Annotated in this window: 17 protein-coding genes; 3 read left to right on the forward strand and 14 right to left on the reverse strand. The window is 73.8% G+C overall.

The window, feature by feature from the left end; genetic code table 11:
* Positions 1-15 precede the first annotated feature (15 nt).
* The 3 genes from ACQBJO_RS09695 to ACQBJO_RS09705 are packed head-to-tail and all read left to right on the forward strand — an operon-like array spanning position 16 to position 2970.
* Entirely contained in the window at positions 16-792 is a 777-nt protein-coding gene (locus ACQBJO_RS09695) for a GNAT family N-acetyltransferase (RefSeq protein WP_421008422.1), read from the forward strand.
* Positions 792-2504, forward strand: coding sequence for an FUSC family protein (locus ACQBJO_RS09700; RefSeq protein WP_421008423.1), 1713 nt, complete (start codon positions 792-794; stop codon positions 2502-2504). The genes ACQBJO_RS09695 and ACQBJO_RS09700 overlap by 1 nt, the downstream gene beginning before the upstream one ends.
* Before the next feature lies 1 nt (position 2505).
* Positions 2506-2970, forward strand: a complete 465-nt coding sequence (locus ACQBJO_RS09705) for an NUDIX domain-containing protein (protein WP_421008424.1) — start codon at positions 2506-2508, stop codon at positions 2968-2970.
* 36 nt (positions 2971-3006) lie between these two features.
* Here the strand turns inward: ACQBJO_RS09705 and ACQBJO_RS09710 are convergent, their stop codons facing one another.
* The 14 genes from ACQBJO_RS09710 to ACQBJO_RS09775 all read right to left on the reverse strand — a co-directional run bounded on the left by ACQBJO_RS09710 (position 3007) and on the right by ACQBJO_RS09775 (position 17912).
* Entirely contained in the window at positions 3007-3645 is a 639-nt protein-coding gene (locus tag ACQBJO_RS09710) for an HAD family hydrolase (RefSeq protein WP_421008425.1), read from the reverse strand.
* A 4-nt stretch (positions 3646-3649) separates the two neighbouring features.
* Positions 3650-5452: an aspartate--tRNA ligase gene (aspS, locus tag ACQBJO_RS09715; protein ID WP_421008426.1), complete on the reverse strand. Its 1803-nt coding sequence runs from the start codon at positions 5450-5452 to the stop codon at positions 3650-3652.
* A gap of 92 nt (positions 5453-5544) precedes the next feature.
* Positions 5545-6198: an NUDIX domain-containing protein gene (locus ACQBJO_RS09720; protein WP_421008427.1), complete on the reverse strand. Its 654-nt coding sequence runs from the start codon at positions 6196-6198 to the stop codon at positions 5545-5547.
* Positions 6198-7928: a CTP synthase gene (locus ACQBJO_RS09725; protein WP_421008428.1), complete on the reverse strand. Its 1731-nt coding sequence runs from the start codon at positions 7926-7928 to the stop codon at positions 6198-6200. Before ACQBJO_RS09725 ends, ACQBJO_RS09720 begins: the two co-directional genes overlap by 1 nt.
* Positions 7929-7939: 11 nt before the next feature.
* Positions 7940-9025: a glycosyltransferase family 4 protein gene (locus ACQBJO_RS09730; protein ID WP_421008429.1), complete on the reverse strand. Its 1086-nt coding sequence runs from the start codon at positions 9023-9025 to the stop codon at positions 7940-7942.
* A complete protein-coding gene (gene murJ / locus ACQBJO_RS09735; RefSeq protein WP_421008430.1) occupies positions 9022-10647 on the reverse strand; it encodes a murein biosynthesis integral membrane protein MurJ in 1626 nt (541 codons plus the stop codon). Before murJ ends, ACQBJO_RS09730 begins: the two co-directional genes overlap by 4 nt.
* Positions 10644-11492, reverse strand: coding sequence for a hypothetical protein (locus ACQBJO_RS09740; protein WP_421008431.1), 849 nt, complete (start codon positions 11490-11492; stop codon positions 10644-10646). Before ACQBJO_RS09740 ends, murJ begins: the two co-directional genes overlap by 4 nt.
* The gene (locus tag ACQBJO_RS09745) at positions 11489-12469 is read right to left on the reverse strand and encodes a copper transporter (RefSeq protein WP_421008432.1); all 981 of its coding nucleotides are present in this window, start codon (positions 12467-12469) and stop codon (positions 11489-11491) included. Before ACQBJO_RS09745 ends, ACQBJO_RS09740 begins: the two co-directional genes overlap by 4 nt.
* Positions 12466-13647, reverse strand: coding sequence for a putative cytokinetic ring protein SteA (gene steA / locus ACQBJO_RS09750; protein WP_421008433.1), 1182 nt, complete (start codon positions 13645-13647; stop codon positions 12466-12468). Before steA ends, ACQBJO_RS09745 begins: the two co-directional genes overlap by 4 nt.
* A 31-nt stretch (positions 13648-13678) precedes the next feature.
* A complete protein-coding gene (recN, locus tag ACQBJO_RS09755) occupies positions 13679-15409 on the reverse strand; it encodes a DNA repair protein RecN (RefSeq protein ID WP_421008434.1) in 1731 nt (576 codons plus the stop codon).
* 1 nt (position 15410) lies between these two features.
* A complete protein-coding gene (locus ACQBJO_RS09760; protein ID WP_255183621.1) occupies positions 15411-16319 on the reverse strand; it encodes an NAD kinase in 909 nt (302 codons plus the stop codon).
* Positions 16316-17122: a TlyA family RNA methyltransferase gene (locus tag ACQBJO_RS09765; protein WP_421008435.1), complete on the reverse strand. Its 807-nt coding sequence runs from the start codon at positions 17120-17122 to the stop codon at positions 16316-16318. Before ACQBJO_RS09765 ends, ACQBJO_RS09760 begins: the two co-directional genes overlap by 4 nt.
* 3 nt (positions 17123-17125) lie before the next feature.
* Positions 17126-17353, reverse strand: coding sequence for a hypothetical protein (locus tag ACQBJO_RS09770; RefSeq protein WP_421008436.1), 228 nt, complete (start codon positions 17351-17353; stop codon positions 17126-17128).
* On the reverse strand, positions 17346-17912 hold the full coding sequence (locus ACQBJO_RS09775; RefSeq protein ID WP_421008437.1) for a hypothetical protein: 567 nt from the start codon (positions 17910-17912) through the stop codon (positions 17346-17348). Before ACQBJO_RS09775 ends, ACQBJO_RS09770 begins: the two co-directional genes overlap by 8 nt.
* Positions 17913-17915: the final 3 nt, after the last annotated feature.

Here is a 17915-nt window from a genome sequence, read left to right on the forward strand (position 1 = left end):
TGGCACGCTATCCCGGTGAGCAGACACCCCGACCAGACCACCCCCACCGAGGTCCCGATGGACCGCCTGCTCAGCTTCACCGACCAGGACCCGGCCGTGCGCGCCGAGGCCACCCCGACCGTCGACGAGCCCGCGCTCGGGCTGCGCCGCGACGGCCGCTGGGCCGTTGCCTTCGTGCGCCCCACCCACACGCACGGCATCTCCCTCATGCTCCGGGGCGACGCACCCCTTCTTCGTGAGCTCGCGGCGTCCTCCCCCTTCGCCTCGTGGTCGGACCGGGCGAGGGCGAAGGGAGCGAACGCCGTCACCCTGCCGCGCACGGCCGAGGACATCGGGCTGATCGCCGGTGAGCCCTCGCGCTGGGAGTTCATGTCGACGACCGAGGTCGTCCCCGTGGCCGCGCCCCGCGGGCTCGTCGAGCTGCCGGCCGCCGACCGGGCAGAGATCCAGGCCCTGCTCGACGAGCACAACCCCGGGACCGACGGGCAGCCCTTCGCCCGACCACGCCAGCGGTGGGTCGGGGTGCGCGACGAGCGCGGCGCCCTCCTCGCCGTCGGCTGCTGCGAGCCGGAGTCCTCCGGAGCCCCTGTCCTCGCTGGCATCACCGTCGTCCCGTCCGCACGCGGGCTCGGTCTCGGGCGGGCCGTGACCGCCGAGCTGACCCGTGTCGCGGTGGCCGAGCACGGGTGGTCCACGCTCGGCATGTACTCGCGCAACGACCGGGCGCGCGAGGTCTACCGTTCACTGGGATACGTCGTGCACGCCGAGTGGAGCAGCGGGAGGTTGGCCTGATGGCCGGAGTGGTCAGCGAGTACCTGCGCCCGCTCGTCGGCTGGAACCCCGGACCGCAGCGCCGCTGGGTCGCCGGTCGGGCCGCGGTCGCCGTCGCCCTGCCACTCGTCGGATTCACCGTCGCCGGTCACGCCCAGCAGGGATTCCTCGCCGGCATGGGCGTCTTCGCCGTGCTGTACGGTGCCTCGGCGCCCGTCCGTCGTCGCTTCGTCATCACCCCGCTCGCGGGCCTGGGTCTGCTGGCCTCGATGGCCCTGGGCATCGCCCTCGCCGGTCACGCCGTCCTCGCGATCATCGCGATGGCACTCGCCGCGACGGTGGCCGCCGTGCTCACCTACACCCTCCAGGTCGGCCCACCCGGGGGCTTCTTCTTCGCGCTCGTCTGCGGGATCGGCAACCTCGCAGCGAGCCACGGCACCCCGGCCACGACCCTCCTCGGCATCGCCGGCACCGGTGTCCTGTCCGCGATCGTCGTCGGCACCTCCGACTTCTGGCTCCGGGCCCACGGCATCGAGGACGCGGCGGTGACCCACGCCGAGCAGGTCGTCGAGACCTACCTCGAGGAGCGCGACCCTGCCCGGGTCGCGTCCGCCCGCCGCAGCGCGGCCCGGGCGCTCAACGACGCGTGGACCGCGGTGACCGACGGCGGCTCCGACGACCGCTTCGGCGGCCGGCTGCAACGCGTGCACAGCCGCTACGCCAGCGCCGTCTCCCGAGCCGTCGACGGACCCGACGCCGAGGTCACGGCCGAGCTCGCGCTGCACGAGGCGGCGCGGGTGCGCCAGGTCTCGCTCGGCCGTCCACGCGCCGCGTGGTCCCTGCGGCAGGCCCTGCGCTGGCCCAGCGAGGACCTGCTCGTGGCCGCGCGCGTCGCCGCCGCGACCCTGCTCGCCGGTGGCATCGCGCTGGCCATGGACAACGCCCACGCCTACTGGGCAGCCGCCTTCGCGGTGCTCGTCGTCCACACGGGGGGCACCCGCTCGGTGCAGTTCCACCGGGCCTTCCAGCGCACCATCGGCACCGCCGCCGGTCTGCTCGTCTTCGCCCTGCTCCTGCGGCTCGACCCGGGCCACTGGTGGATCATCGCGATCATCATCGGCTTCCAGCTGCTCGTCGAGCTGCTCATCACACGCAACTACGCGCTTGCCGTCATCTTCCTCACCCCCCTGGCCCTGCAGATCTCCGAGTCGGTCACCGGCATGGACCCCGACACGATCGTCTTCGACCGCGCCGTCGACACCCTCATCGGCGTCGGCGCGGCCGTCTTCGTCCTCGTCGTCTCCAGCCGCCTCGGCCGGCCCGAGCTGCTGCTGCGCGCCCACGGTCGCCGCGTCGTGATCGCCCTCGACGACGTCCTCGCCGACCTCGCCGAGCGGCGCACCCGCACCGACGAGGGCATGGCCGCGCACCTCGACCACTGCAAGCAGCTCTACGTCGAGCTGCTCGAGTCCGACCGGGTGGCCGCCCGTGCCCATGCCGACGCGCCCGAGGCCGTCGCGCCCTACCGACGCATGGAGCAGGTGCTCGCCGCGATCGGCTACCAGGTCCTCGGCGCCACGTGGAACCCCCGGGTCCGCGGCCAGAGCGAGGTCATGGCCCAGGCCCGCGAGGCCCTGTCCGGCCTCACCCGGCACCCCGTGACCCGCCATCGCTCGGCCGACGAGATCACCGCCGACCTGCGGCGGGTCCAGGCGATCCTGGCCGAGGCCTGACGTGCCGCGCACGAGTGCCGGGCTGCTCCCCTTCGTCCGGGGCGAGGGCGGGATGGAGGTCTGGCTCGGCCACATGGGAGGCCCGCTGTGGGCCCGCCGGCCCCGCGGCTGGACCATCGTCAAGGGCGAGGTCGAGCCGGACGAGGACCTGCTCGCCGCCGCCGAGCGGGAGTTCGCCGAGGAGACCGGCGCTCCCACCCCCGACGGACCGCGCCTGCCCCTCGGTCAGGTGCGCCAGTCCGGCGGCAAGGTCGTGCACGCCTGGGCCATCGAGGTGGCGAAGGGGGCCGACGTCACCCTCGTCGAGAGCAACAGCTTCGAGATGGAGTGGCCTCCGAGGTCCGGTCGGCGCCAGGCCTTCCCGGAGCTCGACCGTGGCGAGTGGCACGACCTCGATGCCGCCCGTGAGCTCGTCGTCGCCGCCCAGACGGCCTTCCTCGATCGCCTCGAGTCCGCATCTCCCTAAGCTCGCGCGCCGGGCCTGCCCCAAGACCGCATTTCCTTATGGTCGTGCGGCCAGGTCGGCCAGCTCGGGCACGAGCGGGGTGAGATCCGCGACGAGTCCCTCGGCGCCGGACTCCGGGTCGTGGAGCACGGCGCGGATCCCGACGGACCGGGCCGCCTCGACATTCGACGGCACGTCGTCGACGAAGCCCACCTGCTCCCCCGGCAGGCCGAGGTCGTCGAGCACCCGCTCGAAGAAGACCCGGTCGGGTTTCATCGCCCCGATCTCGCTCGAGTAGTAGGAGCCGTCGACGAGGCCGTCGTAGCCACGCACCTCACGCATGTGTTGCACGCGGTGGTCCTGCTGGTTGGTCGCCAGCATGCACGGCACCCCGAGGTCACGCACGGCGGTGAGCACCGCGACCGCCTCGGGGTCGAGGTCGAACTGCTCCCAGATCGAGAGCAGGTCGTCGACCGTCAGCGGGACGTGACCGGTCTGCTCCTGCTCGAGGCTGAGCAGCTCCTCGAGCACGGCTCGCAACGACCGCTCGCCCCGCAGCGCGGGCAGCTCGGCCTCGAAGACCCGCCGGGCGAAGCCCGGACGCACCGCACCGTCGAGCCGCTCCCGCCAGTCGAAGCGCCCGTGCTGCAGGACGCCGTCGCAGTCCCACAGGAGCACCTCGACCGGCCGGCTCATCGGATCAGGCCCCCGCCTGCTCGTCCTCGTCACGCTTCGGCGTGGCGTCGATGCCCGCCTCCTTGCGCTGCTCCGGGGTGATCGGGGCGGGCGCGTCGGTCAGCGGGTCGTAGCCGCCGCCGGACTTGGGGAAGGCGATGACGTCGCGGATCGAGTCGGCACCGAGCAGGAGCATGCAGATCCGGTCCCAGCCGAAGGCGATGCCGCCGTGCGGCGGGGCGCCGTACTTGAAGGCCTCGAGCAGGAAGCCGAACTTCTCCTGCGCCGACTCCTCGTCCAGGCCCATGACCTTGAAGACGCGCTCCTGCACGTCCTTGCGGTGGATACGGATCGACCCGCCACCGATCTCGTTGCCGTTGCAGACCATGTCGTACGCATAGGCGAGCGCCGGTCCGGGGTCGGTGTCGAAGGTGTCGAGGAACTCCTCCTTCGGGCTGGTGAAGGCGTGGTGGACCGCGGTCCACGCGCCGGCACCGACCGCCACGTCACCGGCGGCGACGGCGTCACCGGCCGGCTCGAAGAGGGGCGCGTCGACGACCCAGAGGAAGGACCACGCGGTCTCGTCGATGAGCTCGCAGCGCTGCGCGATCTCCTGACGGGCAGCACCGAGCAGGGCCCGAGCCGCCTTGGCCTTGTCCGCCGCGAAGAAGATGCAGTCACCGGGAGCCGCGCCGACGTGGGCGGCCAGGCCGGCCTTCTCCTCGTCGGAGATGTTCTTGGCGACCGGCCCACCGAGCTCGCCGTCCTCGCCGACGGTGACATAGGCCAGGCCCTTGGCACCGCGCTGCTTGGCCCACTCCTGCCAGGCGTCGAACTGGCGACGCGGCTGGCTGGCGCCACCGGGCATGACGACCGCGCCGACGTAGTCGTTCTTGAAGACGCGGAAGGGGGTGTTGGCGAAGTACGCCGTGCAGTCGACGAGCTCGACCCCGAAGCGCAGGTCCGGCTTGTCGGAGCCGTAGCGCTCCATGGCCTCGGCATAGGTCATCTGCGGGAAGGGCGTGGGCAGGTCGACACCGATGGTCGCCCACACGGCCTTGGCGATCGCCTCGCCGAGCTCGATGACGTCGTCCTGCTCGACGAAGGACATCTCGATGTCGAGCTGGGTGAACTCCGGCTGCCGGTCGGCGCGGAAGTCCTCGTCGCGGTAGCAGCGGGCGATCTGGTAGTAGCGCTCCATGCCGGCGACCATGAGCAGCTGCTTGAAGAGCTGCGGGCTCTGCGGCAGGGCGTACCACTCGCCCGGCGCCAGGCGCGCGGGCACGAGGAAGTCGCGGGCGCCTTCGGGCGTGGAGCGGGTGAGGGTCGGGGTCTCGATCTCGACGAAGTCGCGCTCGGCGAGCACCGAGCGGGCCGCGGCGTTGACCTTGCTGCGCAGGCGCAGACCGGCGCCGGCGCTCGTGGCGCCCGGGCGGCGCAGGTCGAGGTAGCGGTGCTTGAGGCGGGCCTCCTCGCCGACGCTCACGCGCTCGTCGATCTGGAAGGGCAGCGGGGCGGCCTCGGACAGCACCTCGATGGAGCTGGCGACGACGTCGATCTCGCCGGTCGGCACATTGGGGTTGACGTCCTTGGGGTCGCGCGGGGCGACCTCGCCGACGACCTTGATGACGTACTCGTTGCGCAGGTCGTGCGCCGCACCCGTCAGGACCTCGTCGCGGGCGACGACCTGGGCGACGCCCGATGCGTCGCGCAGGTCGAGGAAGGCCACGCCACCGTGATCACGTCGGCGGCCCACCCAGCCGGTGAGGGTGACGGTCTGGCCGGAGTGCTCGGCACGCAGGGTGCCGGCGTCGTGGGTGCGGAGCACGGGGTGTTCTTCCTTGTCCTTCGGGTCGCCCGGCGGGTCGCGCGGGCCGGTCCATCCTACGGAGCCCGGCGGGTGCCGGGCCAACGGGTTGATCAGCCGGTCGGGCCCTCCCTGCGGCCGGGGTGCTCGGGCCACGGGCTGTCGGCAGGACGAAGGGAGGTCCAGCCGCCCTCTCGGGACGCCCGGGCCGTCATCGTCGCGATGACGAGGGTGGAGTTGTGCAGGTCCCCGGCGAGGACCGCCGCGGCGACCTCGTCGAGGGGGACGCGCCGCTGGAGCAAGTGCGCCTCCTCCCCTTCTCGCTGGTGCCGCTCGCCCTCGGGCACGGGACGCAGCCCCCGCGCGAGGTAGACGCGGATCGCCTCGTCCATGCCACCGGGCGAGGTGAAGTAGTCCACGAGGACCGCCCACTCGTCGGCCGTGACGTCGGCCTCCTCAGCCAGCTCGCGCTGCGCGCCGACGAGCGGGTCCTCACCCGCGATGTCGAGCAGGCCGGCGGGGATCTCCCACTCGTTGGCCGAGACGGGGTGACGGTACTGCCGGATGAGCAGCACGCGGTCCTGCTCATCGAGGGCCAGGACGGCGACGGCACCCGGGTGGTCGACGACCTCGCGCACCAGGGTCTCGCCCTCGAGCTCGAAGGTGTCACGACGCACATCCCAGACCGCGCCCTCGAAGACCACCTCGCTGGAGGTCACCAAGCGGGTGAGCAGCTCGTCGCGCAACGGCACCGTCTCGTCGGCCATCAGGCCTCGACGTCCGCGGTCTCCGCCTCGGCCGCCTCGGCCGCCTCCACCGGCGGCTCGACCTCGACCAGGCGCGCGTCACGCTGGGCCTGCACGGCCGCACCGATGAGCCCGATGAAGAGCGGGTGCGCACGGTCGGGCCGCGACTTGAACTCCGGGTGCGCCTGGGTCGAGACGTAGTAGGGGTGCACCTCGCGCGGCAGCTCGACGAACTCGACGAGCCCGAGCTGCGGGTGGGTGCCGCTCACGACGAGGCCCGCCTGCTCGAGCTGATCGCGGTAGGTGTTGTTGACCTCGTAGCGGTGGCGGTGCCGCTCGGTGACCTGGGTCGACCCGTAGGCCTGCGCGGTGACCGAGCCCTCGCGCAGGTCGGCCGGGTAGGAGCCCAGGCGCATCGTGCCGCCGAGGTCGCCGGCCCCGTCGACGAAGGACTTCTGCTCCTCCATCGTCGCGATGACCGGCGCGCTCGAGGCGGGGTCGAACTCGGTCGAGCTCGCACCCGCGATGCCGGCGACGTTGCGGGCGTACTCGATGACCATGCACTGCAGGCCCAGGCAGATGCCGAGCGTGGGCACCTGCTGCTCGCGAGCCCAGCGCAGCGCACCGAGCTTGCCCTCGATGCCGCGCACGCCGAAGCCGCCCGGCACGAGGACCGCGTCGACCCCGCCGAGGGCCTTGCTCGCCCCGGCCGGCGTCTCGCAGTCGTCGGAGGGCACCCAGCGGATGCGCACCTTGGCGTCGTTGTGGAAGCCACCCGCGCGCAACGCCTCGGTGACCGAGAGGTAGGCGTCGGGCAGGTCGATGTACTTGCCGACGAGCGCGACCTCGACCTCGTGGCGGGGCTGGTGCACGCGCCGCAGCAGGGTGTCCCAGCTGCCCCAGTCGACGTCGGTGAAGTTGAGCCCGAGGCGACGGATGACGAAGGTGTCGAGGTGCTCGCGGTGCAGCACCTTGGGGATGTCGTAGATGCTCGGGGCGTCGACGCACGCAGCGACGCCGTCCTTCTCCACGTCGCACGACATCGAGATCTTGCGCTTGATGTCGGCGGGGATCTCGCGGTCGGCGCGCAGCACGAGCGCGTCGGGCTGGATGCCGACCTGGCGCAGGGCAGCGACGGAGTGCTGCGTCGGCTTGGTCTTCATCTCGCCGCTCGGCGCGATGAAGGGCACGAGCGAGACGTGCAGGAAGAAGCAGTTGTCGCGGCCGAGCTCGTGGCGTACCTGGCGAGCGGCCTCGAGGAAGGGCAGCGACTCGATGTCGCCGACGGTGCCACCGATCTCGGTGATGATGACGTCGGGCGCGCTCGCGTTGTCGACGCCGGGGCTGCCGGCGGCGGGTGCCCGCATCCGCGAGGTGATCTCGTTGGTGATGTGCGGGATGACCTGGACGGTGTCGCCGAGGTACTCGCCCTTGCGCTCGCGCGCGATGACCCGGCTGTAGACCTGACCGGTCGTCACATTGGCCGAGCCGTCGTGGTTGGTGTCGAGGAAGCGCTCGTAGTGCCCGATGTCGAGGTCGGTCTCGGCCCCGTCCTCGGTGACGAAGACCTCACCATGCTGGAAGGGATTCATCGTCCCCGGGTCGACGTTGAGGTAGGGATCCAACTTCTGCATCGTGACCGACAGGCCACGCGCTCGAAGCAGGTGCCCGAGACTCGAGGCCGTCAGTCCCTTGCCGAGTGAGGAGACGACTCCTCCGGTCACGAAGATGTGTTTCGTCAGTGCCACCACGGGGTTCCAATCTACGTCACGTGGGCGAGTGCTCGGTAACGCAGCACCCAGCGAGTCGCGCTGGACTCGAGCCCGTCCCAGCCACGCGCCCGCTCCCGGGCGGCGTCCGCGGCGCGTGCCGCCCGCTCGGGGTGGTCGAGGACCGCCCCGACGGCGCGGGCGAGCGGTCCGGCCGCCTCCGTCTGCGGACCGTCGACGAGCAGCCCGACACCGTCGAGCAGGTCGGGCAGCCCGCCGACCCGGCGGGCGACGACCGGTGTGCCGGCCGCCATCGCCTCCTGCACGACAAGCGCCCGCGCCTCCCACTCGCTCGGCACGACGAGCACGTCGGCGGCGAGCAGCCACGGCGTGACGTCGGCGGCCTCCCCGAGCAGGTGCAACGCTCCCCCTGTCGTCAGCGTCTCCTGGCCCGGTCCGACGAGCCCCCACGTTCCCGGGGCGCCGTCGGCGGCCGCGGCGAGCACGTCGATGCCCTTCTGCGGGGCGACCCGCGCGATGGTCAGGACGAAGGGGGCACCGCTCACCTCGTGCGCAGCGAGCAGCGCGTCGCGGTGCTCCGCCCGCCACGCCGCGCGGTCGGTGGCGAGCAGCGCCGGCACCCGCGGCGAGGGGACTTCGGCGAGCTCCGCCCGCCGGGCCCCGAGGGCGAGCGCGTCGGCCACGAGGTCGCTGCTCGCGCCGGTCACGAGGTCGGCCCGACGCATGACTGCCCGGGCCGCCAGCCCACCGACGAGCCGACGCGGCGACAGGCCGGCACCACGCACCGGGTTGTGCAGGCTGACGACGAGGGGCGCCCGGCCGCCCGGCTCGCCACCACGCCTGGGCTGGGCGGTGGTCGGGGCCGTGGCCGCGGTCGCCACAGCCGACACGAGCCCGGCGCGGAAACCGTGGGCGTGCACGACGTCGGCCCCACGGGCCAGCTCCCGCACGGCCGCGACCGTGAGCGGCACCTGCCCCGGCAGGTCGAAGCGCGCCCGCGTCGCGGCATCGGTCGCGACCTGCACGGTGTGCCCGGCGGCGTGCATCGACCGGGCGAGATCGGCCACGTGGGTACCGATGCCGCCGGCGGCGGAGGCGAGGCAGAGCAGGACCTTCACCGGGCCACCGCCTTCCCGCGCAGCCCGGGCACGCGGGCGCGTGCCGTGGGGTCGATCCACAGCCCGACGAGCAGCACGACGCCCGCGACGACGACGGCGGCCAGCGCGCCGACGAGGGTCGCGGCGAGCGCATCCTCGGGCCAGTGCCCGTCGGCGAGACGGTGCACCGCCAGCCCGAGCCCGAGGGCGAGGAGGGCCAGGACGAGGGTTCGGGGCAGCCCGGCGAGGGCCGCGGGACCCCAGTCGTGGCGCACCCGCACGAGCAGCCCGGCGCCGGCGACCCACATGCCCAGGGTCATCGCCAGACCGAGGACGACGAGGGTGCGGTGGGCCCCGGCCCCCTCGTCGAGGACGAGCACCGGGACGACCGCGGCGACGAGCCAGCCGAGCGCCATCGTCGCGCCGGCGACGAGCGCCCGCCCACGGGCGTAGAGCGCCCGCAGGGCCACCGCCGCGATGCTGAAGCCGAGCAGGCCGGGCGCCATCGCGGCGAGGGCGTCAGGCATGGCGGCCAACGCATCCGACCCCTCGCCGTGACGGTCGATCTGCGCGAAGACCGTGCCGACCGGCGCGGCCGCGGCGACGAGACCGGCGACCGCCGCGGCGGCGAGGACGACGACGGCGCGCAGCGACGCCGCGAGGGTGCCCACGGCGCCGGCACGCTGGTCCTCCGGCTCCCCCGCCGTCGCGGCGAGCACCGGGAAGACCGCGGTCGCGACCGGCACCGCCAGCACGGCGTAGGGCAGCAGGTAGAGGGCCTGCACGTAGTTCTGGACGACGAGGCTGCCGTCCCCGCCGGAGCGGTTGGCGACGGCGAGGGTGACGAGCACGCTCAGCTGCTGCGCGACGAGGGCGACGACCCCTGCGCCGGCCAGGGTGCGGGCCCGGGCCGCCGTCCCGGTCGCGAGCCGCCACCGCGGGCGCAGCCTGATGCCGGCGCGTTCGGCGACGACGAGCAGGGGCAGCGAGAGCGCGGCGACGCCGAGGGTCGTGCCGCCACCGAGCAGCAGCAGCTCGCCCGTCGTCACCGCGTCGGGGCGGGTGCCGGGCGGCACGGCGAGGGCCCACAGGACATAGGTGGCGATGACGACGAGGCTCGACAGCAGCGGTGCGAGCGCCGCGGCGAGGAATCTCCGGTGCGCCTGGAGCACCCCGGAGACGACGATGCCGATGCCGTAGAGGAGCACCTGCGGGCTGAAGACGAGCAGCAGCCGGGTGCCGAGCGCCACCGCGCCGTCGACCTCGAGGTCCCCGAGCAGGGCACGACTGGCGAAGGGAGCGGCGAGCGCCACGAGGACGGCGAGCGGCACCAGCACGGCGACGGTGCGGGTGAGCAGTGCGGAGGCGACCTCGTCGGCGCGCTCCCCCTCCGCGCTCCCGAGGCGGCCGGCCACGAGCGGGACGACGACGGCAGCGAGGATGCCGCCGGCGGCGATCTCGTAGACGATGTTGGGCACCGTGTTGACGCTCTGGTAGACCGTGCCGACGCCGGTCGCGCCGACCGCCCACGCGAAGACGAGCCAGCGGGCGAAGCCCACGACCCGCGACAGCGCCGTCACGACGGCCACGGTGCCGGCATCGCGCGCGACGCCTCCCGCGGTGGGCTGCGGTCCGGTCGTCACCGGCGCCGACCCCAGGCGTCGATCTCACGCAGGACGGGCGTCGACTCGATGACCCGGGTGAAGCTCACCCGCTCCGACAGCAGGGTCAGGCCGGTGACGAGCGCAGCGGCCCCGAGCCGGCCACCGGGGGCGAGCCCGCGCACGAGCGCGAGACCGAGCAGGCCACCGAGCGCGTTGGCTCCGCAGTCCCCGAGCATCGACTCCCCCGCCAGGTCCTCGGGCAGCACCCCGCCGCCGACACCGACGAGCCCCGCCGCCAGGGGACGTGCGACAGGCGGCGCGAGCAGCAGCGTCCCCGCGGCCGTGGTCACCTTGAGCGCGCGTCCGGGTCGCAGGTCGAGGAGGTTGACGAGGTTGGCCGTGCCGGCGATGACGACGGTGTCGACGAGCGCGCGGCGCAGCCGTCCCGCCCCGGGGCCGTGGCTCGAAGGGGACGTCCCCTCGAGCAGCGCGACGCAGGCCGCGGTGGCCCCGAGGCCGACGACCTTGAGGGCACCCGTGGTCACCCGGCCGCTCCGGAGGGCGCCGAGGTGCCCGCGCAGGCCCTTGGTCCCGGTGTCACCGGTGAGGTCGTCCAGCCCCCCGAGCAGACCCGGTGCGACGACGACGATCAGGCTCGACGGAGACGGCGACCCGATGGCGACCGCGAGGGTGGCTGCGCCGACCGAGACCGGGCCCTCGAGCAGGGTGACCGCGGCTCCCGCGTGGTTGTGCCGCTCCCACGGGCGCCGCACGTCGGCGGGCAGACGCCGGGACGCGCGGGTGAGCAGCCGGGCAGCGGCGAGGCCGGCGCCGGCGGTGACGAGGGCCCTGGTGGTCACGACGCCTGCGGCTGTGCTGCTCACGGTGCCTGCGGCACGGGGGCATCAGCACCGGCACCGAGCCCGTAGTGGCCGGAGCGGCCGTCGAGTCGCTCGTCGAGGGCCAGGACGATCGCGGCGCGGCCCATCGGGATCTCGGGGTCGTCGACCGTGGAGAGCCCCTTCGCGAGGCTGCCCGGGGTGCGGGCGACCGTCACCGGCGAGGCATCGGCGGACCCCTGCTCCGCCTCCTGCGCGGCGAGCACGGCCCCGTCGGCGTGGGTGTCGACGACGTGGCTCAGGGCGACCCAGGTCGCGGCGGTGCGCTCGGCACCCCGGTCGACGGAGTCGGTGGCGGTGGCCGACGTCGCAGCGACGGGACCCCCGACGATGACGACGACATCAGCGGCGGCGGGCGCATCGCGCGGCCCGTCGACGAGCCCGGCGTCGCGCAGGCGCGTCCAGGCGGAGCCGCGCGGGGTCCGGTCGACGCGCGCGGCATCGCCGGGCTCTCGGGCGCCCGTGAGGACGACGGCGAGTGCCTGGTCGATCGGCTGGGCACCGTCGGGAACGGTCGAGGTGACCCCGAGCTCGCCCAGTGCGTCGTCGCCCACGGCGTCACGCTCGCGGGTCGCCGTGGCGTCGGCGTCGGCCCAGTCGGCCGTGACCTCGACGGTGTCGGCGACGCTGGCCCCGGCCCGCTCGAGCACCGATCGGGCCGCGGCGACGTCGTCGTCGGAGGCCTCCGGCAGGGCGACGACCGTCGCGGTGTCGTCGGAGAGGCGGCTCCCGACGACCTGCGGCAGGGTCTGCTCGTCATAGGCGTCGCGCCCCTCGATGGCCTGCCGGTCCTCGTTGGCCTGCCGGCGCAGGTCCTCCTTCTCCTGCCGCAGCTTGGTGACCTCGCCCGAGAGCGTGCTGCCGATGTTGTCGTTGAGCGGCCCGGCCCCCAGCACGATCCCGATCGACAGCGCGATGAGCACGGCCGCGAGGGAGACGAGGTGGTACCTGAAGTCGATCACGTGAGCAGTCCTTCGACGAAGGCCCACAGGTCGTCCCAGCGGGCCCCGAGCAGCTGCAGGGTGGCCTGCCCTGTCGGGGTCGACCACAGGGCGACGAAGAGGGCGAGGAGACAGACGAGGCCCAGGCCGACCAGCGACCACGAGGAGATGCGGGTCCGGTAGAGCCGGCTGACCCCCTTCGCGTCGATGAGCTTGCTGCCGACCCGCAGCCGGGTGAGAAAGGTGCTCGACATGCCCGCCCGCCCCTTGTCGAGGAACTCGACGAGCGTCGCGTGCGTGCCGACGGCGACGATGAGGTCCGCGCCCTTGTCGTCGGCGAGGAGCATGGCGATGTCCTCGCTCGTGCCGGTGGCCGGGAAGACCACGGGGGTGACACCGAGGGACTCGACCCGGGCGACGCCGGGCGCCTCGCCGCTGCGGTAGGCGTGCACGACGACCTCGGCACCACTCGTGAGGACCCGGTCGGAGACGGAGTCCATGTCGCCGACGATGAGGTCGGGCCGGTGGCCGGCCTCGACGAGCGCGTCCGCTCCCCCGTCGACCCCGATGAGCACTGGCTTGTACTCGCGGATGTAGTGGCGAAGGGCGGCGAGGTCCTCCTTGTAGTGGTAGCCGCGCACGACGATGAGCGCGTGCCGGCCCTGCAGTGCGGTCGCGATGTCGGGCACGCCGACTCCGTCGAAGAGCAGGTCCCGCTCCTGGCTCAGGTAGGTCATCGTGTTGGCCGCGAAGGCCTCGAGCTGGGTCCCCAGGCCCGCCCGGGCCGACTCCATCGCGGCGTGCAGCTGCGGCAGCTCCCAGCGGGTGCCGTCGAGCGACTCCTTCGCCAGGTGGAGGGAGTCGCCGTCGACGCTCGCGGGCTGGCCGTCCTTGAGCCTGCCGAGCAGCTCGTCGTCGTCGACGTCGATCAGCGGGATCCCGGCACCGACGATGATCTCCGGCCCGACATTGGGATAGCGGCCGCTGATCGAGGCGCCGGCGTTGACGACGGCGGCGGGCCGGCAGGCGACGAGCGCCTCCCCGCTCACCCGGTCGATGTCCGTGTGGTCGATGACGGCGATGTCGCCGGGCTGCAGCCGCTTGGTGAGGTTCTTGGTGCGTCGATCGACCCGCACGCGGCCGCGCACGCCGGGCAGCGCCGGCTCGCGGGACGTGTCGCGGGTCAGTCGAAGGGCCATCCGGTGCATCGTCCCACGAAGCCGTGGCGGATCAGCGGCGGCACTGCTCGAGCAGCTCCTGCGCGTGGCGCAGGCCGACGCTCGAGTCGTCGCCACCCATCATCCGCGACAGCTCGCCGAGGCGCTCGTCGCCCTCGACGGGCCGGACACCGCTCGCGGTCACCTGGTCGCCGTGCGCCTTGTGCACGACGAGGTGGCGGTCGGCGTGGGCGGCGACCTGGGCGAGGTGGGTGACGACGATGACCTGGCTCGTGCGGGCCAGCGCGGCGAGGCGGGCACCGACGTCGAGCGCGGCACGACCACCGACTCCGGCGTCGACCTCGTCGAAGACGAAGGTGGGCACCTGGCTGCCCGTCGACCCCGCGGTGGCGACCTCGATGGCCAGCATGATCCGGCTGAGCTCACCGCCGGAGGCGGCCTTGGCCACCGAGCGCGGGGGCTCGCCGCGGTTGGCCGCGACGCGGACCTCGACGACGTCCGCTCCGTCCGGTCCGACCCGCAGACTGGCGCCGTCGGACGCGACCTCTGCCGCCGACTCGTCGGTGCGCGGCTCGACGGCCACCTCGACGCGGGCCTTGGCCATGCCCAGGTGCGAGAGCTCCTCCTCGACGGCGGACGCCAGTCGCGCAGCGGCCGCGGTCCGGGCCGCGGTGAGCCGCGTGGCCGCTGCCGCGAGCTCCTGCTCCGCGGCCTCGGCCTGCGCGGTCAGCTGCTCGATCCGTTCGTCGGCACCGAGCAGGCCCAGCAGTCGCTCGCGCGAGCTGTCGCGGTGCCGCAGCACGGCCTCGATGTCCTCGCCGTAGCGCCGGGTCAGCTCGTGGAGGGCGGCGCGACGCTCCTCGACGGCTCCGAGGCGGGCGGGGTCGGCCTCGATGTCCGCGGTGTAACCCGACAGCTCGGTCGCGAGCTCCGCGGCCAGCACGCCCACCTCGGCGAGCCGGCGGCGCAGATCGGCCAGCTGCGGGTCGTGCCCGACGAGCCGCTCGAGCTCGTCGCCGGCCCGGGCGACCCGGCCGACGACGTCGTCGCCGTCGAAGCTGTCGGGATCGGAGAGCAGCCGGTGGGCGGTGTCGGCGCCGGTGCGCAGCTCCTCCGCGTGCCCGAGGCGCTCGGCCTCCTGCGCCAGCTGCACGTCCTCGCCGGGCTGCGGCTCGACGGCGTCGATCTGCTCGAGCTGGTGGGTGAGCAGCTCGACCTCCTGCAGTCGGGTGCGCTCGCCCTCGACGAGGCGAGCCAGCTCCCCCTTCGTCTCCTGCCAGGCGCGGTGCGCCCGGGCGACCTCCTCCGCGGGGCCGGCCACCTCGTCTCCACCGAAGGCGTCGAGCAGGGCCCGGTGCTGGGAGGGGCGCTTGAGGCGCCACTGGTCGGCCTGGCCGTGCACGGCCACCAGACCCTCGCCGAGGTCGGTCAGGGTGCCCACCGGCGCCCGCCGACCGCCGACGTGGGCGCGGCTGCGGCCGCTCGCGGACACGGTGCGTGAGAGCAGCAGCTCGGGCTCGTCGGCGATGCCGCCGACCTCGGCGGCGACGTCCCGGGCGGGGTGGTCGTCGGCGAGCTCGAGCTCGGCCTCGACGAGAGCATCGTCCCGGCCGGAGCGCACGAGCGAGGCGTCGGCGCGGCCACCGAGCACGAGGCCCAGCCCGGTGACGACCATCGTCTTGCCGGCGCCGGTCTCGCCGGTGACGACGGTCAGCCCGGGATCGAGGGTGAGGGTGGCGTCCTCGATGACGCCGAGGTCGCGGATGCGCAGCTCTCGCAGCACGTCAGGCTCCCGGCCGGGTGCGGCCGCGCCACCCGTGGACGGACAGGTCGAACTTCGCGACGAGGCGGTCGGTGAAGGGTGAGCTGCTCAGCCGGGCCAGACGCACCGGCTCGGGCGAGCGGGAGACCTCGATGCGGGCTCCTGGGGGCAGGTCGACGGCGCGGCGGCCGTCGCACCACAGCACTCCGTGGCCCTCGGTGCCGGGGACGAGGTCGACGGCCATCGCGGAGGTCGGCGCGACGACGAGCGGTCGGGCGAAGAGCGCGTGCGCGCTGATCGGCACGACGAGCATCGCCTCGACGCCGGGCCACACGACGGGGCCCCCGGCGGAGAAGGCATAGGCGGTCGAGCCGGTCGGCGTCGCCATGACGACACCGTCGCAGCCCCACGTGGACAGGGGACGTCCGTCGATCTCGACGGTGAGCACGAGCATCCGCTCGCGCGAGGCCTTCTCGACCGTCACCTCGTTGAGCGCCCAGCTGCGGGCGATCTCCTGCCCGTCGAGGGTGGCGACGACGTCGAGAGCCATGCGCTCCTCGACCTCGTAGCGGCGCTCGACGATGTGCTCGACGGTCGCGTCGACGTCCTCCCGCTCGGCCTCCGCGAGGAAGCCGACGTGGCCGAGGTTGACCCCGAGCAGGGGGACGCCGCTGCCGCGGGCTGCCTCGGCGCCGCGCAGGATCGTGCCGTCGCCGCCGAGGACGACGACGAGCTCGACGCCCTCTGCGGGGTCGTCACCGTCGTGGACGACGACGACAGGGTGCTGGCCCAGGACGCTCTCGCCGAGCTCACCCGCGGGCAGACGCACCTCGATGCCCGCCTGGGCGAGCTTGTCCGCGACACCCATGGCGACCTCGAGGGCCTCGGGCCGGCTCGGGTGAGCCATGAGCAGCACGCGCCGCGGGGTCATCGGTCCTCCTCCTGCACCAGGTCGTGGGTGATCCGGGTCTGAGCCTGCCATGCCAGACCGACACCGGTGCGACGGGTCAGGTGCACGAGGTACTCGTGGTTGCCCTCTCCCCCGCGCAGCGGGCTGCGCGTGATCCCGAGGACCGACAGCCCGACCTCGGCGGCGCGCTCGAGCACGCCGGTGATCGCATCCGCGCGGGCGGCCGGGTCGGTGACCACGCCTCGCCTGCCGAGCCGGGCCCGCCCCACCTCGAACTGCGGCTTGACGAGCAGCACCGCCTCGCCGTCGTCCGTGAGCAGGCCGGCGATCTCCTCGAGCACCAGGCGAAGGGAGATGAAGCTCAGGTCACCCACGGCCAGCTGCACCGGCCCGCCGATGTCAGCCGGCGCCAGCCCGCGGATCGTCGTGCCGCTCAGGTCGTCGACGCGGTCGTCGGCGACGAGCTCGGGGGCGAGCTGGTCGTGGCCGACGTCGAGGGCCACGACGTGCTCGGCCCCGTGCTCGAGCAGCACCTGGGTGAAGCCTCCGGTGCACGCACCGATGTCGATGCAGCGGCGTCCGGGGACCGCGACGTCGAAGTCGTCCAGGGCCCCGAGCAGCTTGCCGGCCGCACGCCCGACCCAGTGGTCGGCGCCGGTCGTCACCTCGACGAGGGTGTCGGGGCCCACCTGCTGCGAGGTCTTCGTCGCGGTCGCGCCTGCGACGCGCACCTCTCCCGCTTCGACGAGCTCACGCGCCCGCGTACGGCTGCGCGCGAGCCCGCGCTCGACGAGCGCGACGTCGAGCCGGCTGGTCTCCCGCACCCGTCAGGTCCCGAGGTCCGACAGCCGCGACGTCAGGGTGGCGTGCACGGACTCGCCGGCGGCCAGGACGGCGTCGAGGTCGTCCGGGTCGACGGCGGAGAGGTCACGAAGGGCGGCATCGACGACGAGGTCATCGGTCGCGGGAGTGCCCTCGGGCATGGGCTCGGGCGCCTTGGGCGCGAGGTCACCGGGGCTGGGGACCGGTGGCGTGGGCGTGGCCTGCTCAGGCATCGGGCAGCACCGCCAGGGTCTGCGGAGCCGGGGATGCGGGCTGGCTCGACGCCGCCTTCTTGGCCGTCGTCTTCCTCGGGGCGGCCTTCTTCGTGGCGGCCTTCTTCGTGGCAGCCTTCGTCGCGGGAGTCTTCGTCGCGGGAGTCTTCGTCGTGGCGCTGCCCGCGGTCGCCTTCTTCGCGGGCGCCTTCTTGGCGGTGGACTTCTTCGCGGTGGACTTCTTCGCGGTGGTCGGCCTGGCCTGTGCCTTCTTCGCGGGCGCCTTCGTGGCCGGCGCCCTCGCGGTGGTCGGCTTGGCCGTCGCCTTCTTGGCCGGCGCCACGGGCACCGTCGAGACCTCGTCGAGCGCCGAACGCTCCCGCAACGCGGTGCTCAGCGCGTCGAGGTCGCCCTCTTCCTCCGCAGGCCACGCGTGCGCGTCGTCGCTCTGCTCGCGCACCGGCGGCACGGCACCCGCGACGAGCAGGGTGTCGACCAGTCGGACGACCTCGAGCGCCCGGTCCAGGGTCGTCTCGGTCGTCTTCAGGCCCAGATGGATCAGTCCACGTACGGGGTCCACGTC

The sequence above is a fragment of the Janibacter zhangyanbonis genome, assembly GCF_050507325.1.
Lineage (GTDB): Bacteria > Actinomycetota > Actinomycetes > Actinomycetales > Dermatophilaceae > Janibacter.

What these genes read in the sequence shown, in the direction of transcription:
- steA (WP_421008433.1), bottom strand. Translation starts at nt 13,647, where the DNA reads ATGGCCCTTCGACTGACCCGCGACACGTCCCGCGAGCCGGCGCTGCCC.
- ACQBJO_RS09710 (WP_421008425.1), bottom strand. Translation starts at nt 3,645, where the DNA reads ATGAGCCGGCCGGTCGAGGTGCTCCTGTGGGACTGCGACGGCGTCCTG.
- ACQBJO_RS09770 (WP_421008436.1), bottom strand. Translation starts at nt 17,353, where the DNA reads ATGCCTGAGCAGGCCACGCCCACGCCACCGGTCCCCAGCCCCGGTGAC.
- ACQBJO_RS09760 (WP_255183621.1), bottom strand. Translation starts at nt 16,319, where the DNA reads ATGACCCCGCGGCGCGTGCTGCTCATGGCTCACCCGAGCCGGCCCGAG.
- ACQBJO_RS09720 (WP_421008427.1), bottom strand. Translation starts at nt 6,198, where the DNA reads ATGGCCGACGAGACGGTGCCGTTGCGCGACGAGCTGCTCACCCGCTTG.
- ACQBJO_RS09700 (WP_421008423.1), top strand. Translation starts at nt 792, where the DNA reads ATGGCCGGAGTGGTCAGCGAGTACCTGCGCCCGCTCGTCGGCTGGAAC.